Origin of the sequence: Thermosporothrix hazakensis (assembly GCF_003253565.1) — a bacterium.
Classification (GTDB): Bacteria; Chloroflexota; Ktedonobacteria; order Ktedonobacterales; family Ktedonobacteraceae; genus Thermosporothrix; species Thermosporothrix hazakensis.
Genome location: NZ_QKUF01000023.1, coordinates 76,753 through 96,275 on the forward strand (window position 1 = coordinate 76,753; position 19,523 = coordinate 96,275).

Here is a 19,523-nt window from a genome sequence, read left to right on the forward strand (position 1 = left end):
TCAGGCACCGTTGAGGACGAAGCGATCAGGCAAAATGACCACATACAGACACGAGGAGACGATAGCGCTTCCTGTGAAGCCACGGTAAGGATGAAAAGCGATGGATGAGCACCTCTCAGGGATGAACCAGTATATAAGTGGCTCCTTGAATGCCATTACCCAGGGCGGTGGGCAAGCAAGCGTGAACATCACAAACGTGATACCGCCCAATATGGAACCCGACGCGGCAACCCTGCACGCCGCTCGACAAAAGCTTGAGGAACTCCCGCTAGACACTATTCCGCCCCCTGCGCCGGACCTGATTCCTGCCAGTTCTCACATGCCCTTACTGCGCAATCAGCTCTTTACCGGACGCGAGGATGAATTGCGAGAACTGGCCCGCTGCCTTAAGGGAGAGCATGCGGTAGCGATCAGTTACCGGGGTGTTGCGGCCACGACTGGCATTGGCGGGATTGGCAAGACGCAGCTAGCCAGCGAGTTTGTCTATCGCTATGGGGCATACTTTGCGGGAGGGGTCTTCTGGCTGGATTGCTCCAAAGCGGAGAACATGAGCACTGAGGTGCTGCAATGCAAAGGGGCGCTGCCTCCTGCGGCGGCGGCGCTCTGTGCATCCTTGCCTCCGAGCGAGCAGGTCGAGTGGGTTCGGCGGGCATGGCAAACGGCCCTTCCGCGTCTTCTGATCTTCGACAACTGTGAGGATGAAGCCATTCTGGAGCAGTGGAAGCCCAACAGTGGAGGCTGTCGCATTCTGATAACCTGTCGCAAACAGGAATGGTCTGCGGGTCTGGGAATCATCACCGTGCCCATTGCGGAGCTTCCGCGCGCCGAAAGTATTGAACTGTTGCGCAAATACAGCACCAACCTCACCGAAGCAGCGGCGAACCAGATTGCCGAGGAACTTGGAGATCATCCGCTGGCGCTGAGTCTGGCCGGGCATTATCTGCACATGTATCGGCACATCATCACGCCAGAGCAGTATGTGCAGAAGCTGCGCCAGCAAACGCTTGCCCACGCCTCCTTGCAAGGGAGGGGAGCGGAACGCTCGCTGACACGGCATGAACAGCATGTTGCTCGCACATTTGCCGTGAGCTATGAGCGCTTGCAGGAAGAGGCCTGTGACGACCTGGCGAAAGAAATGCTGCTGTGTGCGGCCTGGTGTGCTCCCGGTGTGCCCATTCCTGAACAACTGCTCTTGGATGCCGCTGTTCTGGGTGAAGAGGACCTGGACGAAGAGCGGGCAATGCTGGGGGTGGATGCGCTTCAGCGGCTGCTTGACCTCGGGTTGCTGGAAAGAGCGAGAGGACAGGAAGCAGTTCGCGTCCATCGGTTGGTTGCCTGGTTTGTGCTGGCTCAGGGACGAAGTAGCACCGAGAAAGTCGTAGCATCTCAGACATCCGAGGAAGAGCAGGCGCCATCTATGCTGGCCCGTGAGAAAATCCGTGCTCTGTTGTTTATGGTGGGAGTACGCACGCATGAAGAGGCTCCGCTGCAATTGGTGGCGCTGCAAGCCCATCTGTTCAAGATGCTTCAGGATGCACGCGACCGAGGGGAACAGGAACAGGTGCTTCAATGGAGCCAGCTGCTTGGTCTTCATCAGTATTATATGGGAGCCTACAATGAAGCGAAGCCGCTGTTGCAGGAAGTGTTGAGGATCTCCGAACATTTCTATACAAGAGAGCATCCATATGTAGCGAGCAGTTTGCACAATCTGGCAGTGGTGTATAAGGAGCAAGGGAAGTATGAAGAGGCGTTACCACTGTGTAAGGAAGCGCTGGAGATCCGAAAGAGGGTGTATGGGAGAGAGCATCCACATGTAGCGAGTAGTTTGCACAATCTGGCAAATGTGTATCAGGAGCAGGGGAAGTATGAAGAGGTGTTACCGCTGTGTAAGGAAGCGCTGGAGATAGCAGAGAGGGCGTATGGGAGGGAGCACCCACATGTAGCGAGTAGTTTGCACAATCTGGCAGTGGTGTATAAGGAGCAGGGGAAGTATGAAGAGGCGGTATCGCTGTTGCAGGAAGTGCTGGAGATTTATGAAAAGGTGTATGGGAGGGAGCATCCACATGTAGCGAGTAGTTTGCACAATCTGGCAGTGGTGTATAAGGAGCAGGGGAAGTATGAAGAGGCGGTATCGCTGTTGCAGGAAGTGCTGGAGATTTATGAAAAGGTGTATGGGAGGGAGCATCCACATGTAGCGAGTAGTTTGCACAATCTGGCAGTGGTGTATCAGGAGCAGGGGAAGTATGAAGAGGCGTTACCACTGTGTAAGGAAGCGCTGGAGATTTATGAGAGGGTGTATGGGAGAGAGCATCCACATGTAGCGAGCAGTTTGAACAATCTGGCAGTGGTGTATAAGGAGCAGGGGAAGTATGAAGAGGCGTTACCACTGTGTAAGGAAGCGCTGGAGATAGCAGAGAGGGCGTATGGGAGGGAGCATCCAGAGGTAGCGAATAGTTTGCATATTCTGGCAAGGGTGTATGATGTGCAGGGGAAGGATGAAGAGGCGGTATCGCTATTGCAGGAAGCGCTGGAGATCCGAAAGAGGGAGTATGGGAGGGAGCATCCAAATGTAGCGATGAGTTTGAACGATCTGGCAAGGGTGCATTATAAGCAGGGGAAGTATGAAGAGGCGGTATCGCTATTGCAGGAAGCGCTGGAGATTTATGAGAGGGTGTATGGGAGAGAGCATCCCGCGGTAGCAAGCGCTTTGGGTAATCTTGCCACAATCTATCTCATGCAAGGAAAGTATAAGCAGGCGGACCGTTTCTTTCAGGAGGCGCTTGAAATGGCGACTCGCCTCCTGGGCAAACAATATCCTGAAACTCAGAAATTGATCTGGAACTATTTTGTATTTCTTTCGGCTTTAGAGGGGCAGGGTGAGTTAGAATAACTGGAGTGCATACCCGATAACAAAACAGCGGCCCTGAGCGCCCCTGCTGGAGGTCAGGAGGGGCTCAAGGGCGCGCTCTTGTGGGGCTCTGTCGAGCGTACCTGCTTGTCGGGCAGGCGAGTTGTCACCTCTTAGCGGCCTCGCGCAGCTCTGACCAGTTCTCGCGTTGCCGGAACCACTTCCGCTGCAAAGCGCTCGATTGTTGGCGCATCATCAGCGACAAGGATAAAGCCAGTGATGCCATATGTCAGGGTGACGTCCGCAAGCTGTTCGGCCCACTGCTGTGGCGGTCCACTCAGGAAGGCCCTGCCTGAGCGCCCGAAGCGACCGAAGATGTTCAGCATCCGCCGGATACTGGATGGATCACGACCGACAGAAGCCGCTCCCTCATCAATGGAGGCGTTCATCTCCTCAAGGTCGGGGAGGCCCCCGGGCAGGTAGTTCAGGGAGGGAAGCCAGCCATCTGCAATCCGTCCCGTCATTTTCAGCAGACGCGGCTTGTACGCACCAACCCAGACACCGATATCGTGTGCCGGTTTCGGGCCACGTTTCGCCCCATTGACCTGATAATAGGAACCGTCTACCTGCACACGCCCCGGTTTGTCGGTCGCCCAGAGCTCGCGCATGATCTGAATGGCCTCTTCCAATGCGCTCACGGCCTCGCCGGGCGTCAGGCGTCGCCCGCCCATGCTCTCGATGGCATCCCAGAACGCGCCCGTCCCGATTCCGAGTTCAAAACGTCCTCCACTCAGGAGATCGAGGCTGGCTGCACTGCGAGCAAGCACCGCGGGCTGTCTCAATGGCAGATTCAGCACGTTACCGCTGACATGAATCCGCTGCGTACGCGACGCGACATAAGACAGAAGCGTCCACGTATCATGAAACTGGGACTGATAGGGATGATCCTGAAAGGTGACCAGATCGAGTCCGGCCTGCTCTGCCACTATGGCAAGCTCTACCGCATGCTGCGCAGGCTGCGCGAGCGGCGTGATAAAGGTTCCGAAAAGTAGATCCTGACCGTAATCTGTCATTGTTTTCTCCGTTGCATTTCTGGCTGCTTTCTCTACGGGATGATATTGAAGTTATCGCGAAAGACGTTTGTGGGGTCATACCGCCGCTTCAGCTCCCGCAGGCGTGCCAGCGTGCGCGGTGGAAAGGCATCGTTCAGCCGCTCAGGGCGTGTGTCTGTCTCAAAGTTCAGATAGAGCCCGCTGAAATGAGAGGCGAGGCTGTCCCATCGTGCATTCAGGAGATGACGATTGACACCAAAGGCCGTCACAGAAAAGTTCGCCGAGCGGTTCCCATAGGCGGTTGCATCGGGATCAACGTCTGCGACCGCACCTCCCACAGCACGGATCTGGAAAATGTAGACCGTTCCGCTGTTGATGAGCTCTGCTGCGGCTTTCGCGAACGCGGGCGTGATATGCTCAACCAGCGCGGAACGGGAAACCGGCTCTCCCTGTCCGTGGTGCTCGGTATCCTGAGCGTTTGCCATGATCTCGGCATAGGACGTGATAAAGACGCTCTGGTCATACATCGGCGCAAGATTGGCGATAGGTTGAAGTCGATCTATGATAATCTCGGGCTGATCGGAGTCAACAAGCGCCATGACGTACGCGATTGTTGGTTGTCCCCGGCGCGGTGGACTGATAATGAGGAAGCTGGTCAGATCACGTGGTGCTGCCTCGACGATCGCGCCCCAGCGCTCCAACAGGCTCGCGGTATCACGGGCATCGAGGATCAACTGCGCCCAACCAACTGGCCCGACCTCGTCCACCTCAAATTCAAAGGAAGTGACAATGCCGAAGTTCGATCCCGCACCCCGAACTGCCCAGAAGAGTTCCGGGTTCTCCTTGTCGCTGGCGCGTACCACGGAGCCATCTGCAAGCACCATTTCAACCGCTCTCAGATGATCGATGGTCAGACCATGCTTTCGCGCAAGCCAGCCAATCCCTCCCGCGGTTGCCAGACCACCAACCCCGACACCACCGTAGTCACCCGAACTCAGGGCCCACCCATAGGGAGCTAGCGCGGCGGCTACATCCATCCAGCGGGCTCCTGGCTCGATGCGGACCCGGCGCGTTGCGGCGTCGAGCACTTCAATCTTGTTGAGTCGAGAGAGGTCGATAATAATGCCGCCAACATTGGTCGAGCGACCGCTGATCCCATGCCCTCCACTGCGAATCGCGAGCGGGATAGCGGGATGTGAGCGGGCAAAAGCCAGCGCCTCAATCACCTGCTCGACGTTTCTCACCTGAAACACAATCCCGGGCGCGCCACCGCGCATATAGGTTGACTTGACGCGCGCATAGTTTACGTCTCCCGGCTCGATCGCGGTATCAACCAGCGAGGCAGGCACGCGGTCATACTCGATTCCGGGGTAGCGCTTGGCCCGCGCCGCCGCGGAACGTATTCGCGATGTGGAAAAGGCATCGGGCAACGCTCGGTGAGCTGCCTCACGCAATGCTGGAATAACCTCAAGCGCGAACTGTTCCATTGTGCGGGGATCGTCAGCCATCAGAATGAAGGTCCCGATGCCATCGTTCACGATCAGGGGCAGCAGGTCTTCAACCCAGTGCTGACTTGATCCCTGAAGGAAGCCCTTGCGCGTGTTTGAAAACGTGCCGGAGATGTTGAGCAGTCGGCGGATCTCGCGGGGATCCCTTCCAGCCTCTCGCGCTGCCTCGTCGATTATCGTGTTCGCTGCCTGAAGCGCCTCTGGCTTGATATAACCGAGGGAGGGAAGCCAGCCGTCAGCCTTCTGCCCGACAAGGCGCAGCATGCGCGGCCCATACGCTCCTATCCAGATAGGAATATCATGAACCGGTGTCGGCCCTCGCTGTGCTCCTTTGAGCTGGTAATGTTTGCCATGAAAGCGGAGCGGGCTATCCTCGCTATCCCAGAGCCCGCGAAGGATCTCAACGGCTTCACTCAGGGCCTCAACAGCCTGTCCGCCCGTCAGCCGTTGGCCTCCCATTGCCTTGATCTGATCCCAGAAGGCCCCGGCACCGAGCGCGATTTCCAGTCGTCCGGCAGACAATAGATCAAGGCTTGCCGCTGAACGGGCCAGCAGCGCCGGGTTACGCAGGGGGACGTTCAATACATTGGCGGCAAGATGAATACGTTCCGTCTGTCCTGCAATCCATGAGAGCAGCGTCCATGTGTCAAGGAACGCGGGTTGATATGGGTGATCTTGAAAGGTGACCAGATCATAGCCAAGCTCTTCGCTCTGTTTCGCAAGCGCAACGACGCGCTCCGGCTTTTGAGCGGATGGCGTGATGAAGGTCCCGAACTTCAATAGATGACCATAATGCATACTACCTATCCTCTTTGGTTGATATGTCAACCATTATAATGCAGGAAAGTTGATATGTCAACCAGATCGTGTATAATACAGATATGGCAAAGCAAAAACTTTCTCAGAAACAGGAAGCTGTCTGGACCAGCTATCAGCGCATGCGTCTGCGTCTGGCCGGGCAGCTCAATCAAGAACTGGCACAGAAGACCGGTCTCTCTGAAGCGGACTTTGAGATTCTTTCGCTTCTCAGTCAGAAAGCGGAAGAGCCGGTGCGGGCGCTTGCGTTGCGTTGTGGCCTGGAATGGGAAAAAAGTCGCCTCTCTCATCAGCTCCGGCGTATGGAGGCTCGCGGGCTGATCACACGAGGGGAGTGCCCCGAAGATAACAGGGGAACGGTCATTCGAGCAACTGAGCTCGGGCGCAAGCTGGCCATAGAAGCGAGAGACTGCTATGAGCAGGCGGTCCAGCGCTATGTGATGGATGTGCTGACCCCGGAGCAACTGGAAGCGCTTGGGAGCATCTCGGAACGTATTCTCAAGCAGTTGGAGAAGCCGCATCGCTCATAGCTGACTTCAGGGTCGGGAGTCGTCCGGAGAAGTGCCCTCTGTTCCAGAAGGTGCATGCTGACGAGTGCGCTGTTCTGGAACATGAGCTTCTCTTCGTTGGCTGGCGGCAGGGATGAGGGCTCCGGTGCTTCTCGGAAACCTCGACGGCAATGGGCTTATCCAGCATGCTCGTCTGTTCTTCGGGCGTGGTAGTGAACCTATTCACGGAGTTTCTCGCCGGAGAAGCCGCTTCCACTGCTGTAGAAGGGAGAGCCTGCCTTATTTTCTATGGCTCTCTTCGTGGCCTTGCGCTATCTCGTGAGTGGTCTCCTCCAGAAACACGCGCAGCAAAAAGGTACCCCACGTTCGATAAGGACGCCATGCTTCCGCTACCTGCTCGATAGCCTGCGCGTTCTCTCCATATGCCAGCGCAAAGGCACGAGCAAGCCGTGGCTCGTTCGTGGGGAGAAAGTCGGGCTCCCCGGCGCCGCGCAGAAGCACGAGCTGTGCTGAGAAATCACCGATTCCCGGCAACTGCTTCAGATGCTCAAGTGCCTGCTCAGATGGAAGCGAGCGGAGGAAGTGGGCATTCAGCTTTCCTTCTATCGTCGCCCGGGCAAGCTGCTGAAGATAGGCGATCTTTCGTTCTGTCAGGCCCGGAAAGCGATCAAGTGTGAGCAGGCGGGAAGGAGCGGGAAAGGCATATTCGATATGGCCGTGAATGTCGACACTGGAACCCAGATCTCGCGCCATCTGTGCTTTTATCTTTGCCGCCTGAGCAATGCGTATGCGATGGCTGATTAAGGCCCAGGCCGCCGCCTCATAGGGGGAATAGAAGCAGACCGGTCGCAGGCCAGGAAATCGCTCCTGAAGGTTCTTCATAACCGGGTCGCGTTGTCCAACCAGGGGCCAGCCACGACCGTCGACGTCCAGTGAGAGGATGCGTGTGACCTGTTGGCGTACCGCTTCAGGGTCTGCATTCCCATACAGGTCAACCAGAATATGTTGATCCTGGCCCCGCACGCAGACACCCGCTATATCTTCTCCGTCATCAACGGTAAATGCCAGATGCAGATGATCTGCTATCTCATTCTGATAGGTAGCAGGGGTGAAGCCCTCAAGAAAGCGAATACTGGCCTTTAGCGAATAGGGGCCAGCAGCTTCAAGGATGAGTTGTTTCATTTTCCACCATGAACTGTAATGGTATAGCCATCCGGGTCAACAAACGAGAAGGTACGACCAAAGGGACCATCAAACGGGCGTTGTACGATGGGGCTTCCGGCTGCTTCCAATGAGGCGCAAAGCTCATCTGCATTATCGCAGGCAAGCCAGAGAGCGACACCCCATCCCAGGCGAGGAACGTCGTCCAGATTGACCAATGGCTCACGAATAGCAAAGGGAATGGGAGAAGTAGCAAAAACGACGGCATTGGGCGGACTCTGAGGGGCCTCACGCAATCCCAGGACTTCGGTATAAAAACGGCGGGATGCCTGAAGATCCCGCACCTGTAAGGCCAGAAAGTCAGGACCGAGAATATGAGCCATAAACTCTCTCCTCAACGGTAGTGTTCTTTGCTATACTACTATCAGTGTGCTGACATTATATCAGACCCTGATATAATTGTCAAGCAACCTTTTGTGAGGAAGGCGAGAGAAAGATGCTGGAACATCAAGTAGGGTATCAATTGAAAAGGGCAGAGCATGCCTTACGCATGCAGATGGATGCCGCGTTGCGGGAGATCGGGCTGACCACTCCGCAATATGCGGCTCTGAGTGTGCTCAAGGAGCAGCCGGGATTATCGGGGGCAGGGCTGGCCCGCCGCTGTTTTGTGACGCCACAAACGATGAACGCAATCATTGTGAATCTGGAGGAAGCGGGCTTACTGGTGCGGCGTTCTCATCCCGAACACGGACGGGTATTACAGGCATATATAACCCCGAAAGCTGAAGAACTGGTACAGGAAGCTCACCGGCGGGTCAGAGCCATTGAGGCACGAATGACGGGGCTGCTTTCTCAGGAGCAACAACAGCAGGTGATGGAAGCGCTACAGGGCTTTGCCGACATTCTGGAAAAGGAGAGCAGAAAAGAAAGCGACCGTGCCTGAGAGCAGATGTAAACCCTGAAAACCGAGAGAAAGCCTTTTGTTCAAATCCCGTGATAGGGAGAAAAGGTATTTAGACCTATCTATCTGGATATCGATCCTGAGCAGATCGGGCTTCAAATCCCTTAATCGGGAGAAAAGGTGTTTAGACCCAGCAAAGGCTGGCTCTATCTTATCATTATCGCCATATGGTTTCAAATCCCATGATAGGGAGAAAAGGTATTTAGACGGCCGGGGTTCTCGTACCGCTTCAGAGGCCTCTATCGCCAGGCCGGTTTGCGGGAACCTCCGTTTTTTGCCTCGTTTTGCGGGTGGAAAAAGCGCCTTTTTGGGGTTAGAAATGTGCTGACCGGGCTTTTAGAGCTGTGCGGATACCTGTGCACGAGAGCGCGGGAGCACCAGGTTCCCGCAGAATGTGTCATCGTGTGTCAGAGATAAGCGGTTCCTCCGAGAAATATTCTCTCTATCAGTATAACATATGGAGATAGGTGCAAGCAAGATTATGAACAGGGCCGACAGAGCGTAGCTAGAAATGAAACAGCAGCATCTACGAGAAGCTACACATCACTGCTGTATACATGAAGGTCTGCCCGTTTTTTTTAAAGACGAAACGCTCAAAGAGAAGCTGCCTCCTGTTTTGTATAAAGCGCTTCGCGGACGTCTTCAAGCGTCGTCACGAGGCGGTAGGCTCTCGCTTGCTCTTTGTCATAGACGGTAGCCCATTCTTGCCAGAAGACGAGCAGTGACATGCAGATCCAATGGAAATCGGCTTCGGTTGGGCTGGGGATCAAGAGGGCAGGTTCTTCATAGGTTGCTTCTCCGCCGCCTGTTGCATAAATCCGGACGTGCTGATAGCCTCCTTCACCGGCGTGGTGGCGTTGCAGGACCTGCCAGACCTGTTCCCTTGAGAAATGAACACCTGAGAAGCCTTTCCCTAAACCAAACAGAATGCAGATTTGTTCGTCCTGTGGCGGCCTTGTATAGTACCGTGTTGTACAGGGAATGGCCTGCCGGACGAGAAGCGCTTCCAGTGTGGCAAGCTGTTCCTTCAGCTCCTGATCGGAAAGCACCTCATTTGCTGGCCCGGGAACACGGTTTATCTGATAAGTGAGATGCGCATTTTCGTTGAAGAAGTAGCCAGAAAGACGGAGCCGAGGAAGCATTTCAGCAACGGTATCAATAGCGTGCTGAAGATGGGCGGCATGCTCCTCGGGAACTGTGACGCTCGCTGACCAGAAGGGAACAACAAAGGCAGAGCGAAACCCCATCAGTTGCAGGCTATGGGGCAGGTCGGGAAGCTGGAACATGGGTCGAACCTCTTCTACTACGTAAAACTACGCAAAAATGAGTATGCTGATGAGGTCTCAGTCTAACAAACTTCAGAGCGCCTGTCCAGCACTTCGATATTCTGGCAGGAGAACTTTTCTCTGTGGAAAAGAACACTTGCCCGACCTGCCAGCGAAAGATGACAGAAGATGGCATCTTTCAGTGTCTATACTACGTGCAGCTACATTGATTAGAAAGGAGTGGGGGAACGCATGAAACCCTTAGCTGGCAAAGTAGCCGTTGTTGCCGGGGCAACTCGTGGTGCTGGTCGCGGAATTGCGCTGATGCTTGGGGAAGCGGGCGCAACCGTCTATGTCACTGGTCGCAGTACGCGCGAGCAGCCGTCCGATATGGGAAGGCCTGAAACAATTGAGGAGACCGTAGAGTTAATCGCCGAGCGTGGCGGTGTTGGTATTGCCGTCAGAGTAGATTACAGCGTTGATGAAGAGGTGCGCCAGCTCTTTCAACGGGTCGGGGAAGAGCAGAACGGACAGCTTGATATCCTGGTCAATGATCTCTGGGGAATAAATTCTATGCAGTACTGGGAAAAGCCGTTCTGGGAAACTCCTCTCTCGCATGGGTTGCTCATGCAGGAGCGAGCGCTTTTCACCCATCTGAGAAGCAGTTATTATGGGGCGCCGCTTATGGTTGCACGCAAGCAGGGATTAATCGTTGAGGTGACGGATGGCGTGGGATATCATTACCGGGGCAACCTGTACTATAGTCTGGCAAAGGTAGGAAATGTCCATCTGGCTGAAGCGCTGGCCGCCGAGTTGCGACCATATCATGTCGCGGTGGTTTCCCTGACGCCCGGCTATTTGCGCTCTGAGGCGATGTTGGAAAAACGGGGTGTGACAGAAGCCAACTGGCAGGAGGTGATTAAAACTGATCCGCATTTTGCCGCTTCTGAAACGCCCGGCTTTATCGGACGCGCCGTCGTCGCCTTAGCATCCGATCCCGATGTTTTTGCGAAAACCGGCCAGAGTCTGAGCAGTTGGGATCTCTCTGAGGAGTATGGTTTCACTGACCTCGATGGCCGCCGACCGCATTGGGGCAGGCACATAGCAGAACATGGGCTGTAGGAAGACGACGAAGGGGAGCAGGCAAATAATATAGCAATACGATATTGCTGAAGAGGGCAATAGTCGCTTCTCACTCTGTGGTGGGAAGCGACACTATGCCCGACGGCAGTCCAGGGAAACCGTTCCCGTGAACTGCCGCTTCTCTCTTGCCCCTTGCTGAGAGACATATTCCCCGGTTGTGCATATGAATACCGTATGAATGGACGAATGTTTGTCATTTTGCGGACCGGGAGAGCGTCCCTACTTTGCCTGCTCTTGATACCAGCGAATCGTAGCCGCAAGCGCTTCCTTCAGCGGCGTCGCGCGCAGCCCAAAGGCCCGTTCAATCGCGCTTGAATCGACAATTTGCGGCTCAGTATGCTGGTAGAAGAGCTCTCTGTATTCTTCTATAAAGGTCTGGTCGAAAATGCCTTGCTCCTGGCCATATTCAATAGACGGAATGGGGAAGAGCTGAAGCTGATAGCCCAGTTCTTGTTCAATCAATTGAATGATCGTGCGCGTCGAGACCACCGGGGCAACAGGCAAGAGCCATTCTTTCCCAAAAGCTTCGTCGCGCTCCCCGAGCGTTGCCAGGCTTCTGGCGATATCGGGCATGTAGCTGTAGCTATGCGGAAGATCGCTGTTTCCTAATACCAGAACTGGCTGTTTCGAGAGGGCTGCGGGAAAGACGTATTGTCCCAGAGACGAATTGAGCACGCGGGGGCCAAAGAAATCCGCGGCCCGCCCGATGGTAACGCGTGCCTTGCCGACCCGATGTGCTTGCAGATAGCCCCAGGCAAGTTCGGCTCGCAGCCGCCCTTTGCGAGATGTGGCGGTATGCGGTGTCTCTTCCGTCATCGGTTGTCCATGCGTTTCGCCATATAAGTACAGCGTGTCGATGACAACTAATCGTGCCCCGTGGATTGCCGCGCTCTCAATCATGTTCTCCTGGAGACGAGGAAGTATTTCAGGCCAGCGCTCATAGGGCGCATGGGTGGCATTGTAGATGACTGCGGCTCCCTGGCTGAGCTCACGGGCCACAGTGGGATTGGAAACGTCGCCTGCAATCAGCTCCGCCCCGGCGGGAACTGCTCCTTTGCCGCTGCGGTTGACCAGACGAACCTGTTTGCCTCGGGCCAGCAGTTCCTCAGCGAGAGTGAGCCCGACCGGGCCGGTGCCGAAAATGACGTGTAGTTCCTGTGATTTGTTCATCTTTTTCCCTCTTTCACTGGTAAATGAGATGTTGTGAGAAGGCTCCTCACCCTTCATGACAGCCGTTCTCAGGGGGCCCCATGTGAGACGGGCTTTTGAGTTGTTATCCGAACAATGGAAGAAAATCGAACAAAGTTAGATAACAGCCAGATGTGCCCGCACCCTTCGAGTGACGGATAGAACGACGATAGAAAATCGAACAAAGTTAGATAATGGATAAACAAAAAAGGGCTCTCGCTCAGGCGGAGGAACTCCATGCCTGTAGCAGGCTCTGAAGCGTTTGCTTGGCCAGGCGTTCGGCTCGGTCGTCCTCTTTTTGAGAGCTATCAACAATAAACAGGGTGACTAATCCGTGAAGGAGCGCCCAGAGCGCTTCAACTGCCTCCTCGGGATTTTTCAGCGTGACATTCTTGCTTTGTGCCCACCGCATAAGTGTATCCAGAACAATTTTACATGATACCTGAGCGGCCTGGACTCGCTCCTGTGAATCTAGCGCAACTCCCAGACCATGCATCAGTTGATAGAGTTCGGGATAGACCCGGGCGAACTGGCAGTATGCATCCCCTATTTTATTTAATTGTGCTTCAGGTGAGAGCGCTTCACCGTCTGTGGCGTAGCATGCCCGCTGCATGCTTGTCGTCAACAGATGAAAACCTTCGCGAACCAGCTCCTGAAGGAGATCTTCTTTGTTCGCGAAATACTCATACACCATCGGCGGGCTGTACTCGATATGTTCCGCAATCTTGCGAATCGTAACCGCAGACCAGCCCTGTTGTCGAGCGATGTGGCGCGCGGCTGCGAGAATGCCATCCCGCATAGCCTGTTTTTCGCGCTCTCGACGTTGTTTCAGGGTCATTTTCTACTTCCATTCAAAAATCTAACTTTGTTAGAAACAAGGATACCAGAGAAATTGGCAAAAGTCAAGCCGATATCGATCGTTCAAATCCCGTGATAGGGAGAAAAGGTATTTAGACGCTGTGCTACTGGCCGAGATGCAGGAACAATACGGTAGGTTCAAATCCCGTGATAGGGAGAAAAGGTATTTAGACTGCCGGGGTTCTCGTACCGCTTCACAAGCCTGTCGCTGGGCCGGTTTGCGGGAACCTCCGTTTTTTGCCTCGTTTTGCGGGTGGAAAAAGCGCCTTTTTGGGGTTAGAAATGTGCTGACCTGGCTTCTAGAGTCGTGCGGATACCTGTGCACGAGAGTGCGGGAGCACCAGGTTCCCGCAGAATGTGTCATCGTGTGTCAGAGATAAGCGGTTCCTCCGGAAAATATCCTCTCTACCAGTATAACGTATGAGGTGGATGAAAGCAAGGTCGTTTCCGCAGGCATATAAAAGCCGAGCGCTGCATTGATGCGCTTTTGTATGCTTCCTGTAGAATCCCCTTGTTCCTCGCAAAAGAGGGAGCAGCAACGAGAGAAGCCGAGCATCTTTGCTTTGCAAGGGCTCATATTTCCCGTCAGGCACACGCGTCTTCAGACGAAGAGGGAACGCTACCCCTCTCCTACCTGTGCTGGTGACGCATAAGGGCCAGATTATCTACTCCCTCCATGACGATAGAGAGAATGTCGTGCGTTGTCTGTGCTAAGGATGCAGTCTCATCCTCTTTACTGAGCTGAACGGCTGCTCCGCAAATGGTCCAGCTCATCACTCGGGCTATCATCTCCGGGGGGACACGCCATTCCTTCTGCTCCTGTTTGAGCCGCATCAGCAGGAAATTGAAGAGTTCTTGCTGAGCAGTTCGCTCAAGGGAGGAATCAATAATCCGCAGGGGGTGACAGCGATGGTATACGCGCTGGAAATACGTGAGCACAGCATAGATCAACTGGTGTAGATTTTCTCGGCTCAATGGCTCCTCTGAAGGGAGCTGCCTGGCGAGCAGGGTGCGAAAGCGCTCCTGAAGAATCGCATCGAGCAATGCGTATTTGTCGGGGAAGTGCGTATAGAATGTTCCGCGATGTATATTCGCTCGGTCCGCTATTTCCTGCACACTGATAGCGGTAAACCCCTTTTCAGCTTTGAGATCCATGAACGCTTGCTGGAGTACCTGTCGCGTTCTCTTTACGCGGCGATCGATTGTCTTCGGGCGGGTTGCCATACGTGCTATCCTCTCTGGTTTTCGTTCTTTCCTGACACTATTTGACAGATCCCCTTGTTTGTCGCTTAGGGGACAAAGCTGCTTGACTGCTTATTGTTCTTCAGAGCGATGTCCTTCTATTATAAACAGGAGTTCGGCAGATAGCCAGAAGCCAATGTGTCCCGGAACAGGAGAGCCTGTCGCCGGTCAAGGGGGTGAACGCCTTCCTTTACTCATTGAGAGCAGCACATAACTCATTGTATCTCTATATCTAAGCTTTATTCTGGAAAGAGAGGAATAGACGTGCCTTTTTTCTTTATACTTGTTTTAGCGCTAGGTACCTTTGCCATTGGCACTGATGAGTATCTCGTAGCTGGCCTGTTGCCGACGGTTGCGGCAGAAATGAAGGTCTCTCAGGGAGTTGTCGGGCAGTTGGTGACTGTGTTCGCCCTGACGTATGCGTTAAGCTCGCCCTTGTTAGCCGCTGTGACGGTGCATCTGCCTCGCAAGCGCGTGCTCCTGGGGGCAATGGTGCTTTTCTCCCTGGCGAACCTGCTCGCTTTTTTTGCTCCCTCTGCCATGTGGCTCTTTCTTACCCGTTTCCTGGCTGCGCTTGCGGCCGCGCTTTATACGCCGACAGCAATGGCAACGGTAGCCCAACTGGTTGAAGGAAAGCTTCGAGCGCGTGCGATGTCGCTTGTTCTGGCCGGTACAACAAGTGCGCTGGTGCTTGGCTTGCCGCTTGGAAGCTGGATAGGGACCCTTTTCGGCTGGCGGATGTCATTTGGACTGGTTGCGTTGCTTGGCGCGATTGTGACCGTATTCCTGGGTATCCTGTGTCCTCACATCCCCCCTGTCGAGAACATGGTGACCTGGCGTGAACGCTTTCAGTTACTCGGGAAAAAGCAGGTGTTGCAGGCCCTGGGGATTACCTTCTTTGGGCTGGTTGCCGGTCACATGCTGCTCACCTATGTTATGCCGTTCTTGAAGCGCTTGACCACCTTTGATGCTGCCACGTTAAGCATAGTGCTTTTCGGCTCTGGCATCGCTTCTGTTATAGGCAACCTGATAGGCGGTCATCTAACCGACCGTCTTGGAATACGGCAGGTCCTTATTGGAGTCTATAGCTTCCTTATTCTCAACACCTTGAGTTTCGCTCTGTTGATGCTGTTTCCGAAATCGGTCGGGGTCAATATCCTTGTAGTGGCGCTCTTCTTCCTGTGGGGCCTGGCAAGCTGGCTCGGTGCTCCCGCACTCAATAGTTATCTGGTCTCAATCGAACCTCAGGCGGCAACCGTTGTGCTTTCTTTGAACTCGATGGTCATGTTTTTGGGGATTGCGGGTGCTGGAAGTGTGGGGGGACTGGTGCTCAGTACTGCCGGGGTAGAGTACCTGGCCATTGGATCGAGCATCCTCGAAGCGCTTGTGCTGATCCTCGTTCTGAGGAGTGGCCAACGTTTGAGGCTGGCTGCTTCGTGATTGCCTGCTGCCGCAAAGCGGGGTGGCTGCTTGGAAGCTTTCTCTGCTTTGCGGTGGGTTTCTCAATACTTCTGGCTGCCTGTCCTGATGCATGTTTCTGTGAGAGCAGGCAGCCTATCCTGAAGCGGATTTATGCTCTGCATGGCTTCCCTGATACTTTGAGCGGCTGTCCTTGACATCCTGCTTTTTCCCCTGCTATACTTCTACTATGTTCATAGCAATTTAGTACATTAGTTGTTTTGCACAGTACGAGGCCGAACATGATAGAGTTTCATCTGGAGAAGCGCACCGGTGTAGCGCCATATATGCAGTTGGTGCAGCAAGTGAAACAAGCTTTGCGATTGGGATTACTCAAGCCGGGAGATCAGTTACCAACCGTACGAGAAGTAGTCTCAAAGATTGCTATCAATCCTAACACTGTTTTCAAGGCCTATCGAGAACTTGAGCATGAGGGGCTGGTAGAGAGTCGGCCGGGGTTAGGAACGTTTGTGCAGAAGAGCCTGGCAAACTCGTCAGATCCTGATCTACAGGAAGCTCTGCGCCATGAACTGCGGCGGTGGTTGTATAAGGCGTTTGAAGCAGGGCTGGAGAGTGAGGATATCACTGCTCTCTTTGCCGACACGCTTCGCCAGCTCCAGAAGGGGGATAAGCCTTCTCTCACCTAGCAAGCGTATTCTTCCATGCTAGAGTCTCTATAGCCTGGATGAGAGGATCATATCAAATGGATAGGGGAAAAGTCGTGAGTAATGCCCTGCATGCTCAGCAACTCGGGAAACGGTATGGCGCGCATTGGGCCCTGCGCAACTGCAATATCCAGCTTCCTCGGGGATGTATCGCGGGACTGGTTGGAAACAATGGCGCAGGTAAAACCACCTTGCTGCACCTTGCCGCCGGGCTGCTCAGGCCAAGCACGGGAAGCATAGAAGTGCTTGGCACACCATCGCACAATATGGCGATGCTGCTTCCACATATTGGTTTTGTCGCTCAGGAATGCTCATTGTATCGCCAGTTTACTGTGAGTGAGACCCTCATCGCAGGAAGAAAGCTAAACCCGACCTGGGATGAGTCGCTTGCCCGTTCTCTAGTTGATCGCTTCAAGCTTCCCCTGAAACAAACGATCGGGAAGCTCTCAGGTGGACAACAGGCTCTGGTAGCAATCATTATGGCGCTGGCAAAAGACCCTGAACTGCTTCTCCTTGATGAACCATTCTCCAACATTGATCCACTGGCAAAACATGAAATTGGTAAAGTGATCATGGAGCTAGCTTTTGAGCGCTCTCTTACTATCCTCATCTCTTCGCATGTGCTTGCAGATCTCGAAGCACTTTGTGATTACCTGATTATTCTTGCGGCGTCACAGGTGAGGTTGGCTGACAGCATCGAGCATATTATGGAGCAGCACAAGTTACTGATCGGGCCATCAGAGAGTTTTGAGGCTATTGCAACAGCATATCCTGTGATTCAGGCAAGTCATACCGGCAGACAGAGTACCGTCTTGCTGCGCACGGATGAGGCCGTGAGCCATCCTGCCTGGGAACAGCAGGATCTTGCGCTCGAAACGGTTGTGCTTGCCTACCTCGCCACGCGAGAAAGCAGTTGGGAGGCTCATGCATCATCGATACTCCCATCATTTCAGAAAGAGGTGTTCTCATGATCTGGCTGATCTGGCGGCACTATCGCTGGATGCTTGTACTCGGTATTCTTGCTCTTTTGATCTTGATGGCGTTGTTTGCATTGAATGTTTCTACAATGAATGCAGCATATCAGCAGCCCAATGGAGCGCATTGTTTGCAGAAAGGGGATTGTAACCTTGTGGTTTTGCCCGGGCTGACTACACGGACATGGTATAGCCTTGTTTTTCAGTCGTTTCCTCTACTGCCCTTTGTAGTGGGGATCTTTCTTGGGGCTCCTTTGCTGGCGCGAGAATACGAGAAGCGTACTCATTTGTTTGTCTGGACGCAGAGTATGTCGCGCACGCGCTGGCTGAGTACGAACCTCATGCTGCTTGGTAGTGCGGTTGTGCTTGGGTTTGGGGCACTTTCCCTCGTGGCGACCTGGTGGAGCTTTGTTCAAGATGCTACGTTTTCGTTTTCTCCCTGGTCAACTTTCATGATACGAGGAAGCGTTCTGGTTGCCAATGTACTCTTTGGCCTGTTGTTTGGTGTCATGATTGGAGCCATCGTTCGTCGCGTGTTGCCTGCGATGGTTATCACGTTGGTGCTGCTTATTCCTCTGCAAATCGCCATCTGGAATGGATATCCTTACCTGTTTCCTCCTTCAAGTCAGCTTGAATACAACTGGAAAATAGTGTACGGGGAGGTGGTGGGTATACTGAATGATAGGCTTGATGATCTGATTCTCTCGCGGGAAACGGTCGGCGCGGATGGTCAAACACCGATCAATGTACTGGATAATCCCTGCCCGGACGACAAGCTGACCGGCGAAGCGCTCAGAGAATGCAATGAAAAAAATTTCCATGAACTGGTGAAGTATCATCGTTTCAATGAACATTTCTGGCCGCTGCAACTGGCTACGACCGCTCTATTGCTGACTCTGGCAGCGCTCTGTACAGGAGTGACTTACTGGCGGGTACGGCGTTGAAGCAGGGAAAGATCGGGGGGGCCACAGTCTGTCCCTGCGAGGGCTTGGACCCAGGCTGAACGGAGGTTGTTCTTTCCGCTTCCAGCTTCTGACAGGCTTGCTGAAAGCTATCGTTTCGTTTGTGTGTATGGAATACGAGAGGGGATGTAGCGTGAAGCCACATCCTCCTTATACATTTTCTGGAAGCCGGAAAACCTGTTTTCTTCGATTCTAGCTATATAATGAACGACGCCCTCTGCATAAGCACTTGACTGCTGGTGACGAATTGATCCGGGTGCAACTTGACGATAATTCGCCCGGGTGCCTGCGTCATCGGTAGATATTCCTCGGCCTTGTCCGCGTGGGACGTATTTTTCAAGGATTTTTCTTGTCCTCAAGTACTTCAGCCTTGCCATAGGCCGCGATATAGGTGGGCCGTCCTCAACGAGCAGCGAGATGGCGGGATCGTGTTGAAAAAGCCGGTACTTTGCCCGATCCTTTGTGGTGCTGAACGAGAAGCTCTCATCATCCCATGTGTACCAGATTAGTGTGATCTGCGGGCCCTTCACAGCTCTGTGTAGTGCATCATTACACTATTTCGCTGATTGACTGACACTCCCCTGGCTAAAGCACAGGGGTTCTTCTTTCAGCGACCCGACTTGCCACGTCTCCGTTTGGAGGACGCAGGAGCGGCCAGGTCTCCAGAAGCGTTTCGCGAGTCGAGCTCGCGGGTTCCCGTATGCCCTACGGTACCGTTTGAAACGTATTGGAGTGCGCGCATCAGGATATTCAACGCGGCATTATGATCACGATCCAGAACGACACCACAACCAGTACAGATGTGTGTGCGAACAGAAAGAGACTTCTTCACTGTTGTACCGCATGCAGAACAATTCTGGCTGGTGTATTGAGGTGGAACTGCAACCACAGGGATAGCATGCAGAGCCCCGTA

The 19,523-nt window shown here is 54.0% G+C and carries 18 protein-coding genes; 8 read left to right on the plus strand and 10 right to left on the minus strand.

All coding sequences use genetic code 11. The features are described from left to right. The first annotated feature begins 100 nt into the window (after positions 1-100). Positions 101-2,890, plus strand: a complete 2,790-nt coding sequence (locus EI42_RS23515) for a tetratricopeptide repeat protein (protein WP_111325089.1) — start codon at positions 101-103, stop codon at positions 2,888-2,890. Positions 2,891-3,021: 131 nt separating this feature from the next. Here EI42_RS23515 and EI42_RS23520 read toward each other — a convergent pair whose 3' ends face one another. Next, positions 3,022-3,921, minus strand: a complete 900-nt coding sequence (locus EI42_RS23520; protein ID WP_111325090.1) for an LLM class flavin-dependent oxidoreductase — start codon at positions 3,919-3,921, stop codon at positions 3,022-3,024. Positions 3,922-3,953: 32 nt separating this feature from the next. Next, a complete protein-coding gene (locus EI42_RS23525; protein WP_111325091.1) occupies positions 3,954-6,206 on the minus strand; it encodes an LLM class flavin-dependent oxidoreductase in 2,253 nt (750 codons plus the stop codon). An 83-nt stretch (positions 6,207-6,289) separates the two neighbouring features. On the opposite strand from EI42_RS23525, the gene EI42_RS23530 reads away from it, so the two are divergent. Continuing rightward, positions 6,290-6,754, plus strand: a complete 465-nt coding sequence (locus EI42_RS23530) for a MarR family winged helix-turn-helix transcriptional regulator (RefSeq protein WP_137686313.1) — start codon at positions 6,290-6,292, stop codon at positions 6,752-6,754. 258 nt (positions 6,755-7,012) lie between these two features. On the opposite strand, the gene EI42_RS23535 is transcribed toward EI42_RS23530, so the two are convergent. Both EI42_RS23535 and EI42_RS23540 read right to left on the minus strand, forming a co-directional pair. Next, positions 7,013-7,915, minus strand: coding sequence for a DNA-3-methyladenine glycosylase family protein (locus tag EI42_RS23535; RefSeq protein WP_111325093.1), 903 nt, complete (start codon positions 7,913-7,915; stop codon positions 7,013-7,015). Next, complete coding sequence (locus EI42_RS23540; protein WP_111325094.1) at positions 7,912-8,277, minus strand: VOC family protein; 366 nt, start codon at positions 8,275-8,277, stop codon at positions 7,912-7,914. The genes EI42_RS23535 and EI42_RS23540 overlap by 4 nt, the downstream gene beginning before the upstream one ends. 113 nt (positions 8,278-8,390) lie before the next feature. On the opposite strand from EI42_RS23540, the gene EI42_RS23545 reads away from it, so the two are divergent. After that, the gene (locus tag EI42_RS23545; protein WP_111325095.1) at positions 8,391-8,837 is read left to right on the plus strand and encodes a MarR family winged helix-turn-helix transcriptional regulator; all 447 of its coding nucleotides are present in this window, start codon (positions 8,391-8,393) and stop codon (positions 8,835-8,837) included. A gap of 611 nt (positions 8,838-9,448) precedes the next feature. On the opposite strand, the gene EI42_RS23550 is transcribed toward EI42_RS23545, so the two are convergent. Continuing rightward, positions 9,449-10,141 carry a hypothetical protein gene (locus tag EI42_RS23550; RefSeq protein WP_111325096.1) on the minus strand — a complete coding sequence of 231 codons (693 nt, stop codon included), beginning with the start codon at positions 10,139-10,141 and terminating at the stop codon, positions 9,449-9,451. Between the two features lie 231 nt (positions 10,142-10,372). Between EI42_RS23550 and EI42_RS23555 the strand changes: the two genes are divergently transcribed. After that, the gene (locus EI42_RS23555) at positions 10,373-11,242 is read left to right on the plus strand and encodes an SDR family oxidoreductase (protein ID WP_111325097.1); all 870 of its coding nucleotides are present in this window, start codon (positions 10,373-10,375) and stop codon (positions 11,240-11,242) included. A 240-nt stretch (positions 11,243-11,482) separates the two neighbouring features. Here the strand turns inward: EI42_RS23555 and EI42_RS23560 are convergent, their stop codons facing one another. The 3 genes from EI42_RS23560 to EI42_RS23570 form a co-directional block, all read right to left on the minus strand. Further along, entirely contained in the window at positions 11,483-12,433 is a 951-nt protein-coding gene (locus EI42_RS23560; protein ID WP_111325098.1) for an NAD-dependent epimerase/dehydratase family protein, read from the minus strand. 238 nt (positions 12,434-12,671) lie between these two features. Further along, positions 12,672-13,289, minus strand: coding sequence for a TetR/AcrR family transcriptional regulator (locus EI42_RS23565; protein WP_111325099.1), 618 nt, complete (start codon positions 13,287-13,289; stop codon positions 12,672-12,674). A 650-nt stretch (positions 13,290-13,939) separates the two neighbouring features. After that, on the minus strand, positions 13,940-14,533 hold the full coding sequence (locus tag EI42_RS23570; RefSeq protein ID WP_111325100.1) for a TetR/AcrR family transcriptional regulator: 594 nt from the start codon (positions 14,531-14,533) through the stop codon (positions 13,940-13,942). 282 nt (positions 14,534-14,815) lie between these two features. On the opposite strand from EI42_RS23570, the gene EI42_RS23575 reads away from it, so the two are divergent. From EI42_RS23575 to EI42_RS23595, 4 genes are all read left to right on the plus strand, one after another. Next, the gene (locus tag EI42_RS23575; protein ID WP_170142856.1) at positions 14,816-15,991 is read left to right on the plus strand and encodes an MFS transporter; all 1,176 of its coding nucleotides are present in this window, start codon (positions 14,816-14,818) and stop codon (positions 15,989-15,991) included. Between the two features lie 260 nt (positions 15,992-16,251). Then, positions 16,252-16,656, plus strand: a complete 405-nt coding sequence (locus EI42_RS23585) for a GntR family transcriptional regulator (RefSeq protein ID WP_111325103.1) — start codon at positions 16,252-16,254, stop codon at positions 16,654-16,656. A 56-nt stretch (positions 16,657-16,712) separates the two neighbouring features. Next, positions 16,713-17,645, plus strand: a complete 933-nt coding sequence (locus EI42_RS23590) for an ABC transporter ATP-binding protein (protein ID WP_246046465.1) — start codon at positions 16,713-16,715, stop codon at positions 17,643-17,645. Beyond that, positions 17,642-18,592 (plus strand): ABC transporter permease, encoded by a 951-nt coding sequence (locus EI42_RS23595; protein WP_111325104.1) that lies wholly within the window; start codon positions 17,642-17,644, stop codon positions 18,590-18,592. The genes EI42_RS23590 and EI42_RS23595 overlap by 4 nt, the downstream gene beginning before the upstream one ends. Before the next feature lie 214 nt (positions 18,593-18,806). Here the strand turns inward: EI42_RS23595 and EI42_RS33995 are convergent, their stop codons facing one another. After that, entirely contained in the window at positions 18,807-18,950 is a 144-nt protein-coding gene (locus EI42_RS33995; RefSeq protein WP_249033476.1) for a hypothetical protein, read from the minus strand. A gap of 267 nt (positions 18,951-19,217) precedes the next feature. After that, positions 19,218-19,523 (minus strand): zinc ribbon domain-containing protein (locus EI42_RS23605; RefSeq protein WP_146505413.1); only part of this gene is annotated, 306 nt, incomplete at its 5' end.

Coding starts and splice junctions, on each gene's coding strand:
- EI42_RS23515 (WP_111325089.1), top strand. CDS start 101: ATGGATGAGCACCTCTCAGGGATGAACCAGTATATAAGTGGCTCCTTG.
- EI42_RS23520 (WP_111325090.1), bottom strand. CDS start 3,921: ATGACAGATTACGGTCAGGATCTACTTTTCGGAACCTTTATCACGCCG.
- EI42_RS23525 (WP_111325091.1), bottom strand. CDS start 6,206: ATGCATTATGGTCATCTATTGAAGTTCGGGACCTTCATCACGCCATCC.
- EI42_RS23530 (WP_137686313.1), top strand. CDS start 6,290: ATGGCAAAGCAAAAACTTTCTCAGAAACAGGAAGCTGTCTGGACCAGC.
- EI42_RS23535 (WP_111325093.1), bottom strand. CDS start 7,915: ATGAAACAACTCATCCTTGAAGCTGCTGGCCCCTATTCGCTAAAGGCC.
- EI42_RS23540 (WP_111325094.1), bottom strand. CDS start 8,277: ATGGCTCATATTCTCGGTCCTGACTTTCTGGCCTTACAGGTGCGGGAT.
- EI42_RS23545 (WP_111325095.1), top strand. CDS start 8,391: ATGCTGGAACATCAAGTAGGGTATCAATTGAAAAGGGCAGAGCATGCC.
- EI42_RS23550 (WP_111325096.1), bottom strand. CDS start 10,141: ATGTTCCAGCTTCCCGACCTGCCCCATAGCCTGCAACTGATGGGGTTT.
- EI42_RS23555 (WP_111325097.1), top strand. CDS start 10,373: ATGAAACCCTTAGCTGGCAAAGTAGCCGTTGTTGCCGGGGCAACTCGT.
- EI42_RS23560 (WP_111325098.1), bottom strand. CDS start 12,433: ATGAACAAATCACAGGAACTACACGTCATTTTCGGCACCGGCCCGGTC.
- EI42_RS23565 (WP_111325099.1), bottom strand. CDS start 13,289: ATGACCCTGAAACAACGTCGAGAGCGCGAAAAACAGGCTATGCGGGAT.
- EI42_RS23570 (WP_111325100.1), bottom strand. CDS start 14,533: ATGGCAACCCGCCCGAAGACAATCGATCGCCGCGTAAAGAGAACGCGA.
- EI42_RS23585 (WP_111325103.1), top strand. CDS start 16,252: ATGATAGAGTTTCATCTGGAGAAGCGCACCGGTGTAGCGCCATATATG.
- EI42_RS23590 (WP_246046465.1), top strand. CDS start 16,713: ATGGATAGGGGAAAAGTCGTGAGTAATGCCCTGCATGCTCAGCAACTC.
- EI42_RS23595 (WP_111325104.1), top strand. CDS start 17,642: ATGATCTGGCTGATCTGGCGGCACTATCGCTGGATGCTTGTACTCGGT.